Origin of the sequence: Flavobacterium branchiophilum FL-15, assembly GCF_000253275.1 — a bacterium.
Taxonomy (GTDB): Bacteria; Bacteroidota; Bacteroidia; order Flavobacteriales; family Flavobacteriaceae; genus Flavobacterium; species Flavobacterium branchiophilum.
The window spans coordinates 939,718-958,596 of sequence record NC_016001.1 but is presented as its reverse complement, the minus strand read 5'-3'; the positions used below and the strand labels follow the sequence as shown (position 1 = coordinate 958,596).

16 protein-coding genes are annotated in these 18,879 nt (G+C 31.8%); 7 read left to right on the top strand and 9 right to left on the bottom strand.

Going from position 1 to position 18,879, the window contains the following annotated elements:
- The first annotated feature begins 160 nt into the window (after nt 1–160).
- The 4 genes from FBFL15_RS04120 to glmM all read left to right on the top strand — a co-directional run bounded on the left by FBFL15_RS04120 (nt 161) and on the right by glmM (nt 5,775).
- Nucleotides 161–1,519 carry a restriction endonuclease subunit S gene (locus FBFL15_RS04120; protein ID WP_014083398.1) on the top strand — a complete coding sequence of 453 codons (1,359 nt, stop codon included), beginning with the start codon at nt 161–163 and terminating at the stop codon, nt 1,517–1,519.
- Between the two features lie 14 nt (nt 1,520–1,533).
- Nucleotides 1,534–2,223: a hypothetical protein gene (locus FBFL15_RS04115; RefSeq protein ID WP_014083397.1), complete on the top strand. Its 690-nt coding sequence runs from the start codon at nt 1,534–1,536 to the stop codon at nt 2,221–2,223.
- Between the two features lie 121 nt (nt 2,224–2,344).
- Entirely contained in the window at nt 2,345–3,556 is a 1,212-nt protein-coding gene (locus FBFL15_RS04110) for a hypothetical protein (protein WP_044032141.1), read from the top strand.
- Between the two features lie 830 nt (nt 3,557–4,386).
- Complete coding sequence (gene glmM, locus FBFL15_RS04105; protein ID WP_014083394.1) at nt 4,387–5,775, top strand: phosphoglucosamine mutase; 1,389 nt, start codon at nt 4,387–4,389, stop codon at nt 5,773–5,775.
- A gap of 55 nt (nt 5,776–5,830) precedes the next feature.
- On the opposite strand, the gene FBFL15_RS04100 is transcribed toward glmM, so the two are convergent.
- The 4 genes from FBFL15_RS04100 to FBFL15_RS04085 all read right to left on the bottom strand — a co-directional run bounded on the left by FBFL15_RS04100 (nt 5,831) and on the right by FBFL15_RS04085 (nt 8,201).
- Nucleotides 5,831–6,382, bottom strand: a complete 552-nt coding sequence (locus FBFL15_RS04100; RefSeq protein WP_014083393.1) for a Smr/MutS family protein — start codon at nt 6,380–6,382, stop codon at nt 5,831–5,833.
- Complete coding sequence (locus FBFL15_RS04095; protein ID WP_014083392.1) at nt 6,369–6,551, bottom strand: hypothetical protein; 183 nt, start codon at nt 6,549–6,551, stop codon at nt 6,369–6,371. Before FBFL15_RS04095 ends, FBFL15_RS04100 begins: the two co-directional genes overlap by 14 nt.
- A gap of 86 nt (nt 6,552–6,637) precedes the next feature.
- Nucleotides 6,638–7,696: a 3-oxoacyl-ACP synthase III family protein gene (locus tag FBFL15_RS04090; protein WP_014083391.1), complete on the bottom strand. Its 1,059-nt coding sequence runs from the start codon at nt 7,694–7,696 to the stop codon at nt 6,638–6,640.
- A 115-nt stretch (nt 7,697–7,811) separates the two neighbouring features.
- Nucleotides 7,812–8,201, bottom strand: a complete 390-nt coding sequence (locus FBFL15_RS04085) for a group III truncated hemoglobin (protein WP_014083390.1) — start codon at nt 8,199–8,201, stop codon at nt 7,812–7,814.
- A gap of 71 nt (nt 8,202–8,272) precedes the next feature.
- Between FBFL15_RS04085 and FBFL15_RS04080 the strand changes: the two genes are divergently transcribed.
- Nucleotides 8,273–8,800 (top strand): hypothetical protein, encoded by a 528-nt coding sequence (locus FBFL15_RS04080; protein WP_014083389.1) that lies wholly within the window; start codon nt 8,273–8,275, stop codon nt 8,798–8,800.
- 164 nt (nt 8,801–8,964) lie between these two features.
- On the opposite strand, the gene FBFL15_RS04075 is transcribed toward FBFL15_RS04080, so the two are convergent.
- The 4 genes from FBFL15_RS04075 to FBFL15_RS04060 form a co-directional block, all read right to left on the bottom strand.
- Nucleotides 8,965–10,428, bottom strand: a complete 1,464-nt coding sequence (locus tag FBFL15_RS04075; protein WP_014083388.1) for a lipopolysaccharide biosynthesis protein — start codon at nt 10,426–10,428, stop codon at nt 8,965–8,967.
- Between the two features lies 1 nt (nt 10,429).
- A complete protein-coding gene (locus tag FBFL15_RS04070; RefSeq protein ID WP_068801148.1) occupies nt 10,430–11,200 on the bottom strand; it encodes an FkbM family methyltransferase in 771 nt (256 codons plus the stop codon).
- Nucleotides 11,193–12,323: a hypothetical protein gene (locus FBFL15_RS04065; RefSeq protein WP_014083386.1), complete on the bottom strand. Its 1,131-nt coding sequence runs from the start codon at nt 12,321–12,323 to the stop codon at nt 11,193–11,195. The genes FBFL15_RS04070 and FBFL15_RS04065 overlap by 8 nt, the downstream gene beginning before the upstream one ends.
- Nucleotides 12,324–12,504: 181 nt before the next feature.
- Complete coding sequence (locus FBFL15_RS04060) at nt 12,505–13,224, bottom strand: SAM-dependent methyltransferase (protein ID WP_014083385.1); 720 nt, start codon at nt 13,222–13,224, stop codon at nt 12,505–12,507.
- Nucleotides 13,225–13,446: 222 nt separating this feature from the next.
- Here FBFL15_RS04060 and FBFL15_RS04055 point away from each other — a divergent pair, with 222 nt between their 5' ends.
- Nucleotides 13,447–14,895: a glyceraldehyde-3-phosphate dehydrogenase gene (locus FBFL15_RS04055; RefSeq protein WP_014083384.1), complete on the top strand. Its 1,449-nt coding sequence runs from the start codon at nt 13,447–13,449 to the stop codon at nt 14,893–14,895.
- Nucleotides 14,896–15,069: 174 nt separating this feature from the next.
- On the opposite strand, the gene FBFL15_RS04050 is transcribed toward FBFL15_RS04055, so the two are convergent.
- Nucleotides 15,070–16,659, bottom strand: coding sequence for a peptide chain release factor 3 (locus FBFL15_RS04050; RefSeq protein WP_014083383.1), 1,590 nt, complete (start codon nt 16,657–16,659; stop codon nt 15,070–15,072).
- Nucleotides 16,660–16,895: 236 nt separating this feature from the next.
- Here FBFL15_RS04050 and FBFL15_RS04045 point away from each other — a divergent pair, with 236 nt between their 5' ends.
- The gene (locus tag FBFL15_RS04045; protein WP_231847489.1) at nt 16,896–18,875 is read left to right on the top strand and encodes a peptidylprolyl isomerase; all 1,980 of its coding nucleotides are present in this window, start codon (nt 16,896–16,898) and stop codon (nt 18,873–18,875) included.
- The last annotated feature ends 4 nt before the right edge of the window (nt 18,876–18,879 follow it).

Genomic DNA, 18,879 nt, shown 5'->3' with positions numbered 1-18,879 from the left:
GAAATGGGATTTATCCCATTTAATAATAATGAATTGAATAGAATTGGGATTTATCCCAATAAAAAAAAATAAACAATAAAATAGGCTTTAGCCAAAAAATAATAATGAACAAAAAAACATATAATAACAGCATCAAATTAGATCTTCTAAAATATTTTTTATGGTAAATAGTATGCAACAATTAAGTTACTTAAAATTAGTACCACTTTCCCGATTTAATTTGTGGGATGTAAAACGCTATACCAAAGGTTTAAATATTTCATTTGAAAATGTAGTTAGGTTACGAGATATTTTAATTCCTTATAAAAAGAACGTTTCAAAAGAAGAAATGATTAAAAATAAATGGCAAATTATAGCCAAAATTAATTTTGGTGGACAGTTATTTTTAAGAGATTTTGAAGAAATACACACCTATAAAGGAGGGCTAAATTTAGTTCCCGAAAATGCTATAATTTATTCTAAAATAAATGTTCGACACGGATGTATTTATTTCAATGAAATTGGAAATACTCCTTTTGGTGTAAGTAATGAATATCCAACTTTTACTTTTGATGAAACGTTAATATCAGGCGACTTTTTACGTAAAGTTTTAAGAAGTAATGCTTTTAAAAAATTATTAAACAGCAAAACATCAGGGATTTCAAAAGCAAGAGTTAAGCAAGATGAGTTTTTAGACATTGAAATACCATTACCAACATTAGAAGAACAAAACAGAATAGTTGCCAGTTATAATGCAAAACTGCAACTTGCCCAGCAACAAGAAGAACAAGCCAAAACACTTGAAATGGATATTGAAAGGTATTTGTTTGAGGAGTTGGGGGTTGAACATAAAAAAAATAGTTACGAGAAAAAAATAGGGTCATTTATGAAAATTTACAAATATTCAGAATTTGACAAATGGGGAGCAAATCAAAACAATTCAAATAAAATAATTTCTAATAATTCATTTAAATTAAAAAAGATTAAAGATATATGTACTGTTAGTAGCGGAGGTACACCAAGTAGAGAAAGAAAAGAATATTACAAAGGAAACATTCCTTGGATAAAAACTGGCGAAGTTGTTAATGATATAATATATGATACAGAAGAAAAAATAACAATAGAAGCCATTAAAAATAGTAGTGCAAAAATTTATCCAAAAGATAGTTTAATTATTGCAATGTACGGTCAAGGAGCAACAAGAGGACGTACTGCAAAATTAGGTATCGACGCATCGACCAATCAGGCTTGTGCTGTATTGTTTAACATTAATAATTCAGTTATTTTAACAGATTATCTTTGGTTATATTTAATGGGCGAATATGACAGAATGAGAGAAATGGCAAGCGGTAATAATCAACCAAATCTAAATGCTCAAATGCTTAAAGATTATAATGTTATTATTCCACCTTTTGAAATACAAACCAAAATAATAAATACTATCAATTCCTTTAAATCACAAATAAAAGAATTGAATGTTTTGAGTGCAAAAAATAAGGAAGAAGCTATAGTTGAATTTGAGAAAGAAATATTTAATTAGAAAATTTTGAAAATATGAATGAAATTATAAACTGGGACGATATGAATTTTAGCACCAAGTACAAAATATGTTCTTCACTAGGTGCGAGAGAAAACGCAAGATACTCTCAAGAAATTAAAGGAGAAGTTTTTTTGGAAGACTCCACAGGAAACAATAAAAAATTAATTGGAAGACTTACAGGCAATAAATTATTACTTGGCGAAGGTGCAAATGATGGCTGGGATGCTTATTCTATTTTTGACAACGAACAACATACTTTAGATTTAGGTAATGCAATTTATGATTTTCAAAATCAAGATTGGAACCAACAATTGAATGAAAAATACAATGATAATCTTATAGATCCAAATGTTTTGTTTATTGCTTCAATAGAAATTTTACCAGAATATCAAGGGCATAAAATAGGAACCAAATTTATTAAAGATTTTGTTACAAATTTCGTTCAAGGTTGCGCTATCGTTGCAATTTGTAAAGAGCCATTTTATATTCAGACAAATTTTGATAAAGAACTTATTAGTGATGAGTTTACAGAAAAAATGAAATACGATGCAATGGACGATGATTATGAAAAAATCACCTATAAACTGTTGAGTTATTTTATAAAAATAGGGTTTAATTATTTCCCTGAAATAAATGAGCAATTTGTTTTTATGTGTCCTGCAATAGTAAATAAAAAATTCTCAAAAATAGAGTTTGATTTGTAAATGATCAATAAAATTTAAACCACAAATGATACAAACTACAAGCCGTTAATCCATAATGACTGAAACAAAAAAAATATTTTATAATCTATTTTGGCAAAATAAATCTTGTCAAAATTTATTTATGCTTTCTAAAGAAGAACTTTTAGAAACAACAACTATTGGTGATGGAGAAAATGCGTTTAGCTACTCCTTACCAAGAATTACTATTTCCAATGCACAAGAAAGTGGCTATAATGTTCACAATACTATAAAATTTAGAAACGAAACCCATAACATTTTTTTAGATGGTTCGTTAAACGCCAAAATAGAATATTTCACACCAATACTGGAAGACTTTTTTGATAAGCATTTTCGTAAATCATTTGAAAAATTAATTAATGACTTTGATAAAAAAGGTTTGAATTTGTTTTTCAGAGCAATAAAAATTCTCACCGATGCAGAAAACAGAGAAAAGCATAGCATAAAATTCTTAAAAGAATATGGTTTCATTGGCCAAAACATTGAAACGTTTAAACAAATTGAAACCAATTTTGAAAGAAGATTAATACCCAAAAAGGGCAACGAATTAATAAACGAGAATACAATAAACACTTTTTTTGAATGTATAAAATTCATTAAAGAATTGTATATAAACCATTCTTATAAAAAACTTTACAACACCAATCAAATTTTAGTAAATACGTTAAACAGTGAAGATAACTTTACTTCTCGTTTGAAATTATTTCATCTGTTATATGACAATAGAATCATTGCTCCAAGTAGTGAAGATGCTTTTATAGAATGTTCGCATTGTGATCCTGGCACTTACAAAGGAGTATTCCAACTACGAATAAATCCCAGTAAACTCAAAGACTTAAAATGTCCTGTTTGCTCAAAAGAAGTTACCTATTTTGTTCCTTATCAATTGCATAAAGAGATTTATGAAATAGTAAAAAGCAAAGACGGATTACTTTTAGATGCTTACTGTAATATATTGGAAAGTAAAAAATATCGTTACAAAACAAACCAACACTTTTTAGACGATATCGAAATTGACTGTATTTTTAAAGATTCAAATTATACGTACATAGTTGAAGCTAAGATGTTTAAACTAAACACAACCACTAATAAGCTAAAAAATAAAATCAGAAAACATTTTGGTAAATTAATCAATGATGTGGCAAGACTTCAAAAATTGCAAGAATTTAACGGATTATTTTTAAAACCAATACTTTTAGTAAATGTAATTGATACTAACCTAATTCAAGAAATTGAAGTAGAACTAAAAGAAAAAAACACAGAATTAATTGCTCAAAATACAAGAATTCTAAATTTGAATTTAATAATGAAATAAAACACTAAGTTAAAGATACTTTAATAAAAACTGGGCATTTAAACCCAGTCTTCATCATGTGTATTATCACTTTCAATTCTAGCTATTAAATCCTCAAAGACTTTTTTAGTATTTTCCATAAATTTTACGGTTTGTTTTCATTGTAATAAATGCAAGTTTTTCCCAAGATATAATCGTTCCAGCTTTTTTTTATATGTTTGAGCTAGTTCAAAATCATACATATCCCTATCGCTTAAATGTGCAATCATGGTTCCTTCATAATATTTTCTATTTCTTAGAAATGAGCTAGATTCAACTAACAAATGCAACTTTTGGTTTTACATATTTCATCTTTGCTGTTTAGTTAAGCATTTATTTGTATCAATAATATATGTCGAAATTTTAAATTTCGACATATATATAAGTATAATTATTATGCTATTTCGTTTAACTATAAGACATTGACTTTAATTTTTGTGAAAAGTATAAAAATAAAGGTATTGTAACTAAAAAAAAAATGTTTTTGATGCAGTTGTTTTTTTGCGTGAGGGATTGTAGTGAAAATCCTTTTTTGTTTTTTCTTTAAAAACAAAAAAGATTGTAACGGAAAGCCCGACCCGTAGCTTGCGGAGGGACACGCCCAAATAATATTAATGCAATTTTAATTGTATTAAAAATGAGGTTGTTTATGTCTTGTTTAGTATATGTAATGAAACTTATGGAACATGATTTAATATAATATTTGAAGAGGCAAAGGATTGGTTTATAATTTAGAAAGGGTAATTATAAAAAAATTTGGAAATAAAAATAAAAATTTTACCTTTGAATACTTTAAACCTAAATTGGAACACATGACATTAATTAAATCAATATCAGGAATTCGGGGAACAATAGGCGGAAATGTAGGCGATAACTTAACACCCGTAGATGCTGTAAAGTTTGCCGCCGCTTATGGTACTTTCTTGAAAAATAATTTATCGAAGACAAAAGTAAAAGTGGTTATGGGCAGAGACGCTCGTATTTCGGGGCCAATGATCCACCATTTAGTATTGAACACATTAGTAGGATTGGGTATAGATGTGATAGATTTGGGGCTTTCTACTACTCCCACCGTAGAAGTAGCCGTGCCGATGGAAGGAGCCGATGGCGGTATTATTCTTACAGCATCGCACAATCCAAAACAATGGAATGCCCTTAAATTGTTGAATGAAAAAGGAGAATTTTTGAGTGGTGCCGAAGGGGCATTGATATTGGATATTGCTGAAAGTGATGCTTTTACGTTTGCAGATGTGGACCATTTGGGTACGGTTACTACAAACGAGGCTTATATGGATATTCATATCAACGAAGTGCTTAAGTTGAAGCTTGTAGATGTTGAAGCTGTACGAGATGCAAAATTTAAAGTTGTGGTAGATGGCGTAAACTCATCGGGAGGTATCATAATACCTCAACTATTAGAACAAATGGGGGTAGAAGTTGTCAAATTATACTGCGAACCCAATGGTCATTTTCCGCATAATCCAGAACCGTTGAAAGAGCATTTGGGCGATATTTGTGCTTTGGTTGTCAAAGAAAAAGCCCATTTAGGTATTGTGGTTGATCCTGATGTGGACAGACTGGCTTTTATATCTGAAGACGGCAACATGTTTGGTGAAGAATATACGCTAGTGGCTTGTGCAGATTATGTATTGAGCAAAACACCAGGCCATACGGTGTCTAACATGTCGTCGTCGAGGGCCTTGCGAGATGTAACCCACTTGCATGGCGGGCAATATGAAGCCAGTGCTGTTGGCGAGGTAAACGTAGTAGCTTTGATGAAAAAAAACCAAGCCGTTATTGGTGGCGAAGGTAATGGTGGCATCATCTATCCGGAGTTGCATTATGGAAGAGACAGTTTGGTTGGTGTGGCTTTATTTTTAACCCATTTGGCTTATAAAAATTGTAAAGTTTCTGAGTTAAGAGCTTCGTATCCAGAGTATTATATGAGTAAAAACAAAATAGAACTTACGCCAGAAATTGATGTAGATGCTATTTTAGAAGCCATGACGGAGCAATATAAACACGAAAACATCTCTACCATTGATGGTGTTAAAATAGATTTTGCAGAAAACTGGGTTCATCTTCGCAAATCGAATACCGAACCCATTATTAGAATTTATACAGAAGCATTTTCTCAAGAAATTGCAGATGCATTGGCTTTAAAAATCATAGCTGAAATCAAAGTCATAGCTGGAATTTAAGGCTAAAAAAGGTGTCGAAAAAAAATTTCGGCACCTTTTTTATTGCTGTTTTAAGTTAACTATTTTGTTTAAAATATACTTCTGTAGCTCCTAAGCCATATTTTTGATAATTGGCATCTTGAAACATGATTTGGTCATAGCGACCTAACAAAAAATCGAGTTCCGCTTTGAGTATTCCTTCGCCCACACCGTGTATAAACACTATTTTTGGGATTCTGTTTTTAATTGCAAATTCTATATGCCGTTTGGCGGTTTCGGTTTGCAAGGTCAAAATATCATAATTACTCATGCCTTTTTTATTAGGAACCAATTGCTCTATATGCAAATCAAATTCTGGAACCCCTCTTTCGTTTTTAACTTTCTTGTCTTTGACAGTATAGGGTTTTAGGGGAGTTTCTTTTTCTTTTAGGACTTGGTTGTAATTAAAATTTTGATTGTTTACATAATTTTCGGTATGATTCATTACAATAAGTTCATGATTTTCATACGTCATTGTAAACCCATCGGCTGTTTCTATTTCTACTTGATTGTTTTTAATATTTTTTACAATACCACTAAAATCATCGTCCAAAACAGCCACCTTGTCGCCTATATTAATCTTTTTCATCGTCTTTTTGTATATTTTTACTTGGTGTTTTCCCACTTAATTGCATCATTCCATACATAAAAACAACCACACAAATACAAAGGATATATATATTTTGTTGTGCTTTGTTTTGTTGCCAAATAACCCCAAAAGCTGCTAAAGCCATAATAGGAAATCGTAATTTTTTCATGGAATAAGGATAAACATTGTTGAAGGTTCAAATTTAGTATAAATTTGAAAAAGGCATCCCAAAAACACAAAAGATTTTGATAAAAATTAATAACGATAAACAAAAGCATTGATATTCATACCTGCACCCACAGAGGCAAAAATCAAAATATCGCCTTTTTCGATGTGGTGGTTTTCAATTTGATTATGAATTAACAAGTCGAAAAGTGTTGGTACCGTTGCCACACTGCTATTGCCTAACAAATTGATACTCATTGGCATAATCCCTTGAGGTACGAGTTTGTCATACAATTTATAAAACCTGTTGATGATGGCTTCGTCCATTTTTTCGTTGGCCTGATGGATCAATATTTTTGTTACCTGTTCTATTGCTATGCCACTTTTGTCTAAACAATCTTTCATGGCATGAGGCACATGGCTCAAGGCAAATTCGTAAATTTTTCGGCCATACATTTTGATGTATTTGATGTTTGGGTCCAAATTTTGATTATAGGAGCTTCCATAAAACAAATAGTTTGCTTCGTCTATGGCAAAAGTGGCATTTTCATAAGACAAAAGACCCGAATTATCGGTTGCAGCTTCAAAAATAGTAGCCCCTGCCCCATCGGCATAAATCATGCTGTCTCGGTCGTGGTCGTCCACAACTCTGGAAAGGGTTTCAGAACCAATAACCATACAGCGTTTAGCCATTCCAGATTTGATAAAAGCGTTGGCTTGCAAAACACCTTCAATCCAACCTGGACATCCAAAAAGAATATCAAAAGCCACACATTTTGGGTTTTTGATTTGTAATTTATTTTTGATTCTGGTAGCTAAACTTGGCAAAATATCAGATTGTACAGAACCTGGTTTGACATCGCCAAAATTGTGAGCTACAATAATATAGTCTATAGTTTGGGGATCAATTTGAGCATGTTCTATGGCTTTTTGTGCAGCCAAAAACCCCAAATCAGACGAACATTGTTCGTTTGTAGCATACCGTCGTTGTTCGATACCTGTGATACCTTTAAATTTTCTAACTACTACGTCGTTTGGATAACCAAAAGGAGTACCGTCTTCATTTAAAAATTCGTGATTGCTAAAATCCTTATTACTTACACATATACTTGGAATGTAACTTCCTGACCCAATTATTTTTATATTCATCTGTTGCCGATTTTGAATGCAAAATTACATTTTTATTTGATGCAAAAACAAAAAAATACTATGCTTGCATATTATTATGAATTTATTACATTTTAACTATTAATTTGAATTATTTTTAGTTTTTTGATTGATTTATTATTTTAATCTTCATAATCGTAGCTAAATTTAAAGCTTGAGTTTTAATTTTTTCGGCATTTGTACCTTCAAAATGTTCCTCAACACTTACAAAAAAGTGATGCAACCAAATATCAAATAGTGCGGGAGATAAATATTCTTTTTGGCTGATGTCTAAGTGAATTTGAGTTAAATTTCGGGTATAGCCTCCTGTGCCTAAAATGGCTTGAGACCAAAAAGTTACTAAAATGGGCAAATGTTCTTCGAGTTTTATTTTGACTACATCTGTAAAAATATAGCTTATTTGAGGGTCTGAAAGTAATTTTTTGTAAAAATTATCAACTAAAAAGTATAAATCTTCTTGGTTTTCGATATCTTTATTTTTATTCATTTTTTCTTGGTTTTTAAATTAAAATTAATATTTTTGTAAAAATTAATATCAATCAAATATAAACAAAAAAAATGAAAAAAATTATTTTATTATGGGTGTTTTTGCTTTCGTCCGTTTGCACATTTGCACAAGTAGATGTGATTACTAAACACAGTGGCGAGGTAGTAAAAGGTAAAGTTATTAAGGTAGAAGAATATACCGTGGTATTCAAATATGACGGAGAAGATGCAGAAAACAGCATTGGAAAATATGCCATTGAAAAAATTGTTTATGGAAAAAGCGGTAGAGTTGAAGAAGTTACTGAAAAAATTGTAGTAAATGGCGAAGATGATTGGGAAAAAGTAGTGATACTAGAAGAAAAATCATATATTGCTGGATTGAAAAAAGGAGGCGAAGTGAGAGGGAAAACAGGTATGATTAATTTTCAAACTGGAAATACTGGAGACAAAAAAGCCGAGAAAAAATTGAAAATGGCTGCTGCGGCCATTGGTTGTCCATTTGTATTGATGACTTCAGACAAAGCCACAGTGGGTTATAACTCTAATCAATTGGGAGGTTCTCAAAATATTAAAACGGGTATTGGATACAGATACCAATAAATTTACTATTTGAAAAAAAGTGTTGCTATTGTCCTGAAAGTGCGTTAGGGATAGCAGCGGTATCCTTTTTTAAAACAAAAAAACAAGGCTTTTTCTGCCTTGTTTTTTTGTTTTAAAAAAGATATAGCGAATAGCCCGGCCCCTTGTGGGAACGCCCAAAACATTTATATTTTCATTTTTTTGGATAACCATTGGGGAATGGGAATAATTTTGAATAGTTGATTGCCCATTATAAAAATGGTTATTGGGATGAGTGGTTTGTAGAAAAGATTGATTATTTTGTAAGATGAATTGGGTAATATAAATCCAATAGCAACAGATAATATTACAAAACCAATAACATAACCATAGCGAAAGCTGAAAGGATGCACGCCAAATTTTTTGTAATTGAAGGCAATTTTGATTAAGTTGTATAAATTCATGGAAATACAAGTTGCCCAAGCTACTCCAATAATTCCTAATTTTAGATAAAAAAGAAAAAATAAATTTGACAAAATAGTTAAAAAAGCCAATGCAACAGTTAATGTATTGTTGAATTTATAATATTTTGAGTTAGTAATAATGTAGCCATTAAACCCTGTTGCTAAATCAAACAATAAAGCAAATCCTATAATGTAAACCACATTTTTACCTTTGCTTAGTGCTTCGCCATTTTTCATAAGTAAGAATAAATCGTCTATTCCAATGGCAATACAACTAAAAAGTAAAGCACCTAAAGTAAATAAATATAAAGAAGTTTTGTGATGCAAAGCCTTCAATTCTAACCAATTAGCCTCTTCGATATATTGTGCAATTATGGGTGCCGAAATGGTATAGATGCCTAGTGCTGGCACGGTAATCATACGAATTAAATTGAACGTGGTGTTATAAACAGATACTTCTGCGTAGCCTAAAAACTCGCCAATCATGTAAGTGTCTATATTTAAAGCAATTACAGAGCCTATACTGCCCAAAAAGGTGTATAAAGAAAATTGTAACAACTCGGATTTGAAATGGTTTTGATGTAGAAAAAAAGAGGAGAAACGGCTTTGAAAAGGATCTATTTTTTGTACATAAATATACATTCCTATAAGTGATAACACATAAAAAAACAGAAAAATCAGTATAGAAACAAGTTCAGAAAAGTGACCGATATGGTAAGCCGTAAAGGCAGCAATCATACCTAATTTCGGAAAAATATTTTCAAAAATATTGGGGACAACTATTCGTTTTTTTATAGAAATATACCTAGATAATAATTGAATAATAGATAAAAGACACAATAAAGGAAAGATATAAAAAGCCATTTCCCACATGTCTGTAAGTTGAATACTTGGAAAAATCAGGGCTGCAATTACATATAAAATACTTACAAAAATACCATTTGCAACCAAAAAAAACATCGAAAACCGCAACAAATGCTGGTGGTCGTTGGTTTTGGATAATCGGGGGTAAAATCGGATATTGGCATGGGCAATCCCAAGTGAAACAACGGGCAAAATGAGTAATGCAGTAGCCAATACAAATTGCAATTTGCCTGCAAATTCTAAATTATAAGGATAGATAAATAGCGTTGTAAAAACGCCAATTAACACGCTAAAATATCCTACAAAACTATATTTGATACTTTGTCTAGCTACAATTCCCATTTTAGTTTTGATTTGGAATAAAAATAAAATTGTTGATATATAAATTAAAATTATTTAAAAAGGCATCTTCTTGAAAAAGCTGCATTTTAGTGTAATCAAATGGAGTAAGTTGTTTGCTTTTTCTGTCAAAATAATACACATTGTAATTGAAATTTTTTATAAAATTAAAAATGGCTTCAATAGGATAATGGGCATGTCTGAGTTCTATTTCTATAATAAAAATTGGTTTGAAATGTTGTAAAATATGCTGACAACCTAAAATGGCATCGTATTCATGGCCTTCCACATCGATTTTGACCACATCGATAGTAGTTAAATGATTGTTTTGCACCCATGAATCGAGAGTAATAGTCTGAATTTCAACTTTTTCTACATTATCTCCCAACGCTTCTAATGAGCCACGGGTATCTTGTAAACCTGTGGCTATTTTGGGTATAAATAAAGTAGCAGTACCCGTTTTTGACGAAATAGCCAAAGGAACAATTTGTGCTTTTGGAAACAAATGACTGGCCAATTTTACCATATCGGAATTGGGTTCAAAGCCAATAATCCTGCCCGTTGTAATTATTTGTTCTGCTTGATACAAATAGATTCCTTTGTTGGTTCCAATGTCGATAAAAGTAGCATTGGGATGTAATATTTTATTGAGGTATCCCAATTCGGGTTCGCACTTATAAGTATCTGTATTTAAAGACTTTAATGATTTAAAAAATCGTTTTTTGTAGAGTTCTGGCCAAAAATGGAAGGCCAATTGTATGAAAAATTTAAACATTTTGTGGTAAAGATGCTAATGTTAATAATTGGTTTTCGAGTTGGTTTTTAACACCATTAAATTGGTAACTTGTGTTGTAATTTTGTAATATTTTATATTCTTTTTGTAAATAATCGCTGCTTAAATGATTCAATATTTCGATTAAATCAGATTTGTTTTCATAAAATAAATTGTGCCATTCCATTTTTGGATAATACGAGGGAAACAAACCAAGCTTGCCGTGTACAATACAATCATTTTCGTTGCCACTCATTTTAGTATGTCCATATTTTTCTTTTACCCAATAAAACGACGTTTGTTGTTTGATTGGACAAAGCAACAAATGAGCTTTTGAAATGGCCGTTTGATAATCGTCCCATTGAATGTATTTTTGATGATACGAAATACGAACATTTGGATGCAAATTGGTTTCCAAATCAATCAATTTTTTTTCTATTTGGGTATTTTCTGGTTTACCCAAAAATTCAAACTCCAAATGATTTTCAGGATTTAACTCTTCTAAAACACTAATAATCAAGTCTATATCTTTTCTTTTGTTGGAAATATTACCCGAAATCACTATTTTTATTGGCTTTTGTGGCGGACATTGAATAGTTTCGCAAAAATTCAAATTGAGGCAAACCGTTTTGGATGCAGCAATTGCATTTTTGCTGATTAGTTCTTGATGCAAAGCCTTTGATAGCACGGCCAACTGTGTAAAATGAAGTATATTTTTCCGTTTTGAATCTATTTTTTCTTTGATATACAATTTAAGATAATAGGTAAGTCTATTTTTTTCTTTGAAAATGGTCTGAATACATAACGGATTAAAAAAAACACTGAAATTCATATTATGAACCAAGCACATACTGGGTTTTTGACGAAAAATAAAGTGGTACTGATCGAAATGTCGGTGAAAAGTATTGACAACCACTGCATCAAAATGCTGAATCTGAGATTTAAAATCTGCTATTTGATCCAAAACCGTAATATGTTTTTGGGGTATGTTTTGAAGGTGATTGGCTACTTTTTTTGATACAAAAAAATGATAATCAAGCAATTGCATCTCTTTTAATAGCAAATACCATTGCTCTAATAAAGGAGCATGAGTTTCAAATTCGAGAAAGGCAATATGTTTTTTCATCAATAAAGACTAGGTTTTTTATAGTCGTATAAAAAATAAACTATCCAAACAGCAAAGGTAAACTTTTATATGAATGAGAATGGTTAAAAAATTGATTTTTTTTAATGATAGTGTCGGTCAAAAGCCTTCAAAGTGCTAAAAAAATGGAATGATTAATTTGATTTGAACCTTAACTAATTGATTAGATTTTGTGGATAATAAAAATTGTAGGTCGATTATGCAAATCAACAGAGTCTTTTTTCCATTCAAATACCCTTTTGGTTTTGATAAATTCCGATTCAAGGGTCAAGTCGGTGGCTACACACAAAAAAGTGTTAGGTTGCAGGGTTTGCAATAAGTCATCCAACATTTTGTTATTTCGATAAGGTGTTTCAATAAACAGTTGAGATTGGTTTTTGTCAAACGACAATTTTTCTAACGTTTTGAGCGAGGCTTTTTTTTCAGATTTGTCTATGGGCAAATAGCCATTAAAAGCAAAACTTTGTCCGTTCATTCCAGATGCCATTATGGCCAACAAAATAGAGGAAGGCCCCACTAAAGGCACAACCTGAATATGGTTTTCATGAGCCAACTTTACAATAACAGCCCCAGGATCGGCAACGCCAGGACAACCTGCTTCGCTCATGAGTCCCACATTTTTGCCTTCTAAGCATGGTTGTATCATCCGTTGGTGCGCTGTTACATCAGTATGCTTGTTGAGTGTTTGAAGTCTCAAACTGGATTGCACTTTTGATGGCAAAACATTTTTAATAAATTTTCGAGCTGTTTTGTCGTTTTCAACAATGTAATCATCTAATAATGCTATTGTACTTTGAATGGTTTGAGGCAATACCAAAAACGGATTTCCCTCGCCTAAAGTTGTTGGGATGAGGTATAATTTTCCTTTTTGAGACGTTTTCATGGATAAAATGGGCTTATTTTAAAACTTTTAATTTTTTACAAAGGTATTAAATTAATTGAGTAACCCAATCAAAATTATGAATTTGACAATTATTTACTTAAAAAATCGATTTTTAAAAAAAATTAATTTTTTTTCACGAAATCGATTTCGTGAATAATATATTTTATTTACATTTGCCACAAATTAAAGCAAACCCCAAGTTTAAATTATTTATTTTTATTCATGACAACAATTGCACAATACGAAAAAGAATTGTCTTTTCAGGCAGACAGAAGACGGGCTGGAGTAGAACTCATCAAAATAGTGAGTGATCTTTGGTACGAAAAATCTATTGAAATGGTGCTTTTTAGAAACCAATTAATAGACAAAAACGTTTCAGAAATTATCAATTTGCACGAATATGCGGGTGAATTTGTTGGAAAACCCATATCTGTTTTTGATTCGGTAGAAATTGCCAAAGCCATTTTAACCAGCGATTTGCCACCATCTAAACTAGACATTGGTAAATTGACTTTTGAATTTCATGATGAAAATAATATATACAATAATGCAAAATCTTTTGTAGTTCACAAACTGCAAGCCGCAAAAGACTTTCACGAAATACAACCTAAAGATGTTGTATTGTATGGGTTTGGACGTATTGGCCGATTGCTTGCCCGTGAATTAATGTCAAAAATGGGTCAAGGGAATCAAATGCGATTGAGAGCCATTGTAACACGTGATAAAAATGATGCCGTTTCGCTCGAAAAAAGAGCTTCGTTGTTGCGATACGATTCGGTTCATGGTGATTTTCAAGGCTCTGTAGTAGCCGATGCTGCCAATAATGCTTTAATTATCAATGGTACAACGGTACACATTATCACAGCAAACAGCCCAGAAGAAATTGATTATACCACACATGGCATATCAGATGCTTTAGTAATAGACAATACAGGAGCTTTTACAACAGAAGAAGCCCTTTCCAGACATTTAACATCAAAAGGGGTGTCAAAAGTATTGCTCACTGCACCAGGAAAAGGGGTGCCAAATATTGTGCACGGTGTCAATCATACCGAATTTGACCCAGATGAAGTCTCAATATTTTCGGCAGCTTCGTGCACCACAAACGCCATTACCCCTATTTTGAAAGCAGTCGAAGATACTTTAGGTGTGGTTAAAGGTCATTTAGAAACCATTCATGCCTATACCAACGACCAAAATTTAGTGGACAATATGCACAAAAAATACCGTAGAGGTAGAGCTGCAGGATTGAACATGGTAATAACAGAAACAGGTGCCGGAAGTGCGGTTGCCAAAGCATTACCAAGCCTTACTGGCAAACTGACATCCAATGCCATTAGAGTACCCGTGCCAAATGGTTCGTTGGTTGTTTTGAATTTAGAAGTTTCGGAAAAAACATCTAAAGAAGGGGTAAATGCTATTATGAAAAAATATGCCTTGGAAGGCGAATTGGTAGAGCAAATAAAATATTCGATGAACAATGAGTTGGTATCTTCAGATATTGTTGGTACATCTCAACCCGCTATTTATGATAGTAATGCTACAATAGTATCTGCCGATGGCAAAAATGTAGTACTCTACATTTGGTATGACAACGAATATGGATACAGCCACCAAGTGATTAGATTAGCCAAATACATATCAAAAGTAAGACGTTTTACTTATTACTAGGATATTCAAAATAGTTTTTTAGTTTAGTTGCAATTCGAAAAGTCCGTTTTCATTTTTATATGAGAACGGATTTTTTATGGAAAATAATATCTTAGCAAATTAATAATCATTTTTTGCAAAAAAAAGAACTTCGTGTAGAAGTCCTTTTTTTTGAGTTTTATCCGTTTCTTATTTTTAATCAAATTCCGATGTAAAAAATAATTTTACGCTTGGAAATTTACTTTGAGTCATTTGAATTGTAAAATCAGAATCGGCCAAAAACACCAATTGGTTGTATTTGTCGTGTGCTAAAAATTTTTGTTTGATTCTACGAAATTCTTTAAATTCGTCACTTTTCAAATCGTCGGGTTTTACCCAACATGCTTTGTGAACAGGAAAGTTTTCGTAAGAACATTTGGCTCCATATTCATGTTCCAATCGGTATTGAATTACCTCATATTGCAAAGCACCAACGGTTCCAATAATTTTACGGTTGTTGAGTTCCAACGTAAAAAGCTGTGCAACCCCTTCGTCCATCAGCTGGTCTATACCTTTTTCTAACTGTTTAGATTTGAGCGGGTCTGCATTATTAATGTATCTAAAATGCTCTGGCGAAAAACTAGGAATGCCTTTAAAATTGGTAAATTCCCCTTCCGTAAGAGTGTCTCCAATTTTGAAATTGCCTGTGTCATGTAGTCCAACAATATCTCCAGGATATGAAATATCAACAATTTCTTTTTTTTCCGCAAAAAAAGCATTTGGACTCGAAAATTTTAAATTTTTCTTTTGTCGGACATGAAAATAAGGTTTATTTCGTTCAAAAGTTCCCGATACAATTTTAATAAAAGCCAGTCTGTCTCGGTGCTTTGGATCCATATTGGCATGAATTTTAAACACAAAACCCGTCATTTTTTCTTCCTTCGGATCAATCAGTCGGGTTTCAGATTCTTTTGGTCTTGGCGATGGGGCAATTGCTGTAAAACAATCCAAAAGTTCTCTAACCCCAAAATTATTTAAGGCCGACCCAAAAAACACAGGTTGCAACCGCCCATCTAAGTACGCTTGACGGTCGAATTTTGGGTAAACCTCGTCTATCAATTCCAATTCTTCTCGCAGTCTTTCGGCTGGTTTTGGGCCAATTATTTTTTCTAACTCTGGATTTTGAACATCAGAAAAAGCAATGGTTTCCTCGATATTTTTGCGACTATCGCCACTAAATAAATTGATATTTTGTTCCCAAAGATTGTAAATACCCTGGAAATCATAGCCCATGCCAATTGGAAAACTCAAAGGTGTAACGGTTAGCCCTAGTTTTTGTTCTACTTCGTCCATCAAATCAAAGGCATCGTTACCCTCTCTATCCAATTTGTTGATAAACACAATAATTGGAATTTTTCGCATTCTACAAACGGCTACCAACTTTTCGGTTTGCTCTTCAACACCTTTTGCAACATCGATTACAACAATAACACTATCTACGGCGGTGAGCGTTCTAAAAGTGTCTTCGGCAAAATCTTTGTGCCCTGGAGTATCTAAAATATTGATTTTCTTGTCTTTATAATTAAATGCTAAAACCGAAGTCGAAACTGAAATTCCTCTTTGACGTTCGATTTCCATAAAATCGGAGGTGGCTCCTTTTTTAATTTTGTTGTTTTTTACAGCCCCTGCCTCTTGGATGGCGCCTCCAAAAAGCAACAATTTTTCTGTAAGTGTTGTTTTACCAGCATCAGGATGGGAAATGATTCCAAATGTGCGACGTCTTTGTATTTCTTCTAAAAAACTCATGTTTTGATATAAAATTGAGGTGCAAAAATACTATTATTTTCGATATTTGATTATGTAAAATCAGGATATTTCAATACAATTTACATATCAAAAAGGCTAAAACTTTATAATTTTTTGTTAATACTAATTTTTATTGTTGTATAATGCTTTGAAATTGTTATTTTTGTTGATTGTAACAAAACTTATTTATTACATCAAAAAAAGTGCTAATCAATCGGTAGTTTAATCTAAAAAAAATGAAAATGAATTTAAAAAAATGGTTCTCTTTTATTATAATTATCTTACTAACAAAGAGTTATGCTCAAAGTCAATCAAAAGATATATTGTTTACAATAGACGATAAACCTTTTTATACAGATGAATTTGCAAGAGTGTATTTGAAAAATTTAGATTTGGTAAAAGATGATTCACAAAAAGATTTAGACAAATATTTGGATTTATATATTGGTTATAAATTGAAAGTTCAAAAAGCATTAAAAATTGGCTTACAAAATAATGATCGTTATAAAAATGAATTGATTGGTTATAGAGCTCAATTGTCTAGGACTTATTTTACGGATACCAAAATAACCCAAAAGTTGTTGGATGAAGCATATCAAAGGGCTTTAAAAGAAATTAAAGCCTCACATATATTGATAACCTGTGATGAAAATGCTCCAGCAGCCGATACTTTAAAAGCTTATCAGCAGCTATTGGATATTAAGAAACGGGCTGAAAATGGCGAAAACTTTGGTACTTTGGCCGCATTGTATTCGCAAGATCCGTCGGCAAAATCCAATAGTGGACAACTAGGTTATTTTTCGGTTTTTAGAATGGTTTATCCATTTGAAACAGCGGCATATCAAACCCCAAAAGGAGCATTGTCGTCAATTATTAGAACCCGTTTTGGTTATCATTTGATCAAAGTAGAAGACATTAGAGACAATAGAGGCGAGGTGATTGCAGCCCATATCATGATTGGTAAAACACTAGGAAGTGGCGAAGCAGAAGATATGAAAACCAAAGCAATGATAGACGACATTTACAAGAAATTACAACAAGGAGAGTCGTTTGAAAGTTTAGCTAAAACCTATTCACAAGACAAAGCATCGGCACCAAAAGGGGGTGTTTTAAGTCGATTTGGAGCTGGACAACTCAATTCTGAAGAGTTTGAAGACACGGCCTTAGGACTGACATTGGAAAAACCAATTTCGGCTCCTTTTTTATCCAATTATGGATGGCATATTGTAAAATTAATAGAAAAATTTCCTGTAAAATCATTTACAGACATGAAACCATTTTTAGAAGATCGATTGGCAAAAGACGACCGTTCAAAATTGATCATACAATCACTTACTTCAAAATTGAAAGCTAAATACAAGATTCAAAAAAATCAGAAGTCGTTTGAGGCTGCCAAAAAAACAGTAACCAACGATATTTATAACGAAAAATGGATAGTACCCCTGGCAACACCCGCTTTAAATAATGACATTTTAACAATTAATGAAGAAAAAATCAGCACCCTATCATTTTTAAACTATGTTAAAGAACAAGAAAAAAACAAATTGACTTTGAAACCAATTGATCAATTGGTGGATCATTTGTATGACGAGTTTGAAAGTGAAAAATTAAGAACTTATTACGATCAACATTTAGAAATGGAATATCCAGAATTTAAATATGTTGTTGAAGAATATAAAGAAGGTTTACTACTTTTTGATTTGATGGAAAAAGAAATTTGGGAAAAATCGAAAAGTGATACCACCGGTTTAAAAAACTATTTTGATTGGAATAAAAATCAATATAAACAAGGAGAAAGTGTGGCTATAATTATTGCATCGTCTATTAATAAAGATGTTGTGAAAAAGGCTCAAAAATTAATGAATAAAAATGCTTCAGCTGCTGAAATAAAAGAAGCATTGAATACAAAAGAGGTCATAAATATTATTGTAAATCAAGGTATTTATGAAAATAATGAAACGATTATTCCGAAAAACACCAAAATCGAGCAAGGAGTATCAGACATTACAAAAGAAGGTGATTACTATTTTGTAACTAAAATCAATCAAGTAATACCCGAAAGACTTAAAACATTTGAAGAAGCCAAAGGACGTCTCATCAATGATTATCAAAATTATTTGGAAACCAATTGGATTCAAAATTTGAAAAAAGAATTTAAAGTACAAATCAATTCGACTATTTTTGAAAAAATAAAAAAAGAAATACAAACTAAATAACAAC

Coding starts and splice junctions, on each gene's coding strand:
- FBFL15_RS04065 (WP_014083386.1), bottom strand. CDS start 12,323: ATGAAAAAACATATTGCCTTTCTCGAATTTGAAACTCATGCTCCTTTA.
- FBFL15_RS04100 (WP_014083393.1), bottom strand. CDS start 6,382: ATGAAAAAGATTAATATAGGCGACAAGGTGGCTGTTTTGGACGATGAT.
- FBFL15_RS04080 (WP_014083389.1), top strand. CDS start 8,273: ATGAAAAAAATTATTTTATTATGGGTGTTTTTGCTTTCGTCCGTTTGC.
- FBFL15_RS04095 (WP_014083392.1), bottom strand. CDS start 6,551: ATGAAAAAATTACGATTTCCTATTATGGCTTTAGCAGCTTTTGGGGTT.
- FBFL15_RS04090 (WP_014083391.1), bottom strand. CDS start 7,696: ATGAATATAAAAATAATTGGGTCAGGAAGTTACATTCCAAGTATATGT.
- FBFL15_RS04110 (WP_044032141.1), top strand. CDS start 2,345: ATGCTTTCTAAAGAAGAACTTTTAGAAACAACAACTATTGGTGATGGA.
- FBFL15_RS04060 (WP_014083385.1), bottom strand. CDS start 13,224: ATGAAAACGTCTCAAAAAGGAAAATTATACCTCATCCCAACAACTTTA.
- FBFL15_RS04050 (WP_014083383.1), bottom strand. CDS start 16,659: ATGAGTTTTTTAGAAGAAATACAAAGACGTCGCACATTTGGAATCATT.
- glmM (WP_014083394.1), top strand. CDS start 4,387: ATGACATTAATTAAATCAATATCAGGAATTCGGGGAACAATAGGCGGA.
- FBFL15_RS04085 (WP_014083390.1), bottom strand. CDS start 8,201: ATGAATAAAAATAAAGATATCGAAAACCAAGAAGATTTATACTTTTTA.
- FBFL15_RS04055 (WP_014083384.1), top strand. CDS start 13,447: ATGACAACAATTGCACAATACGAAAAAGAATTGTCTTTTCAGGCAGAC.
- FBFL15_RS04075 (WP_014083388.1), bottom strand. CDS start 10,428: ATGGGAATTGTAGCTAGACAAAGTATCAAATATAGTTTTGTAGGATAT.
- FBFL15_RS04045 (WP_231847489.1), top strand. CDS start 16,896: ATGAAAATGAATTTAAAAAAATGGTTCTCTTTTATTATAATTATCTTA.
- FBFL15_RS04115 (WP_014083397.1), top strand. CDS start 1,534: ATGAATGAAATTATAAACTGGGACGATATGAATTTTAGCACCAAGTAC.
- FBFL15_RS04120 (WP_014083398.1), top strand. CDS start 161: ATGGTAAATAGTATGCAACAATTAAGTTACTTAAAATTAGTACCACTT.
- FBFL15_RS04070 (WP_068801148.1), bottom strand. CDS start 11,200: ATGTTTAAATTTTTCATACAATTGGCCTTCCATTTTTGGCCAGAACTC.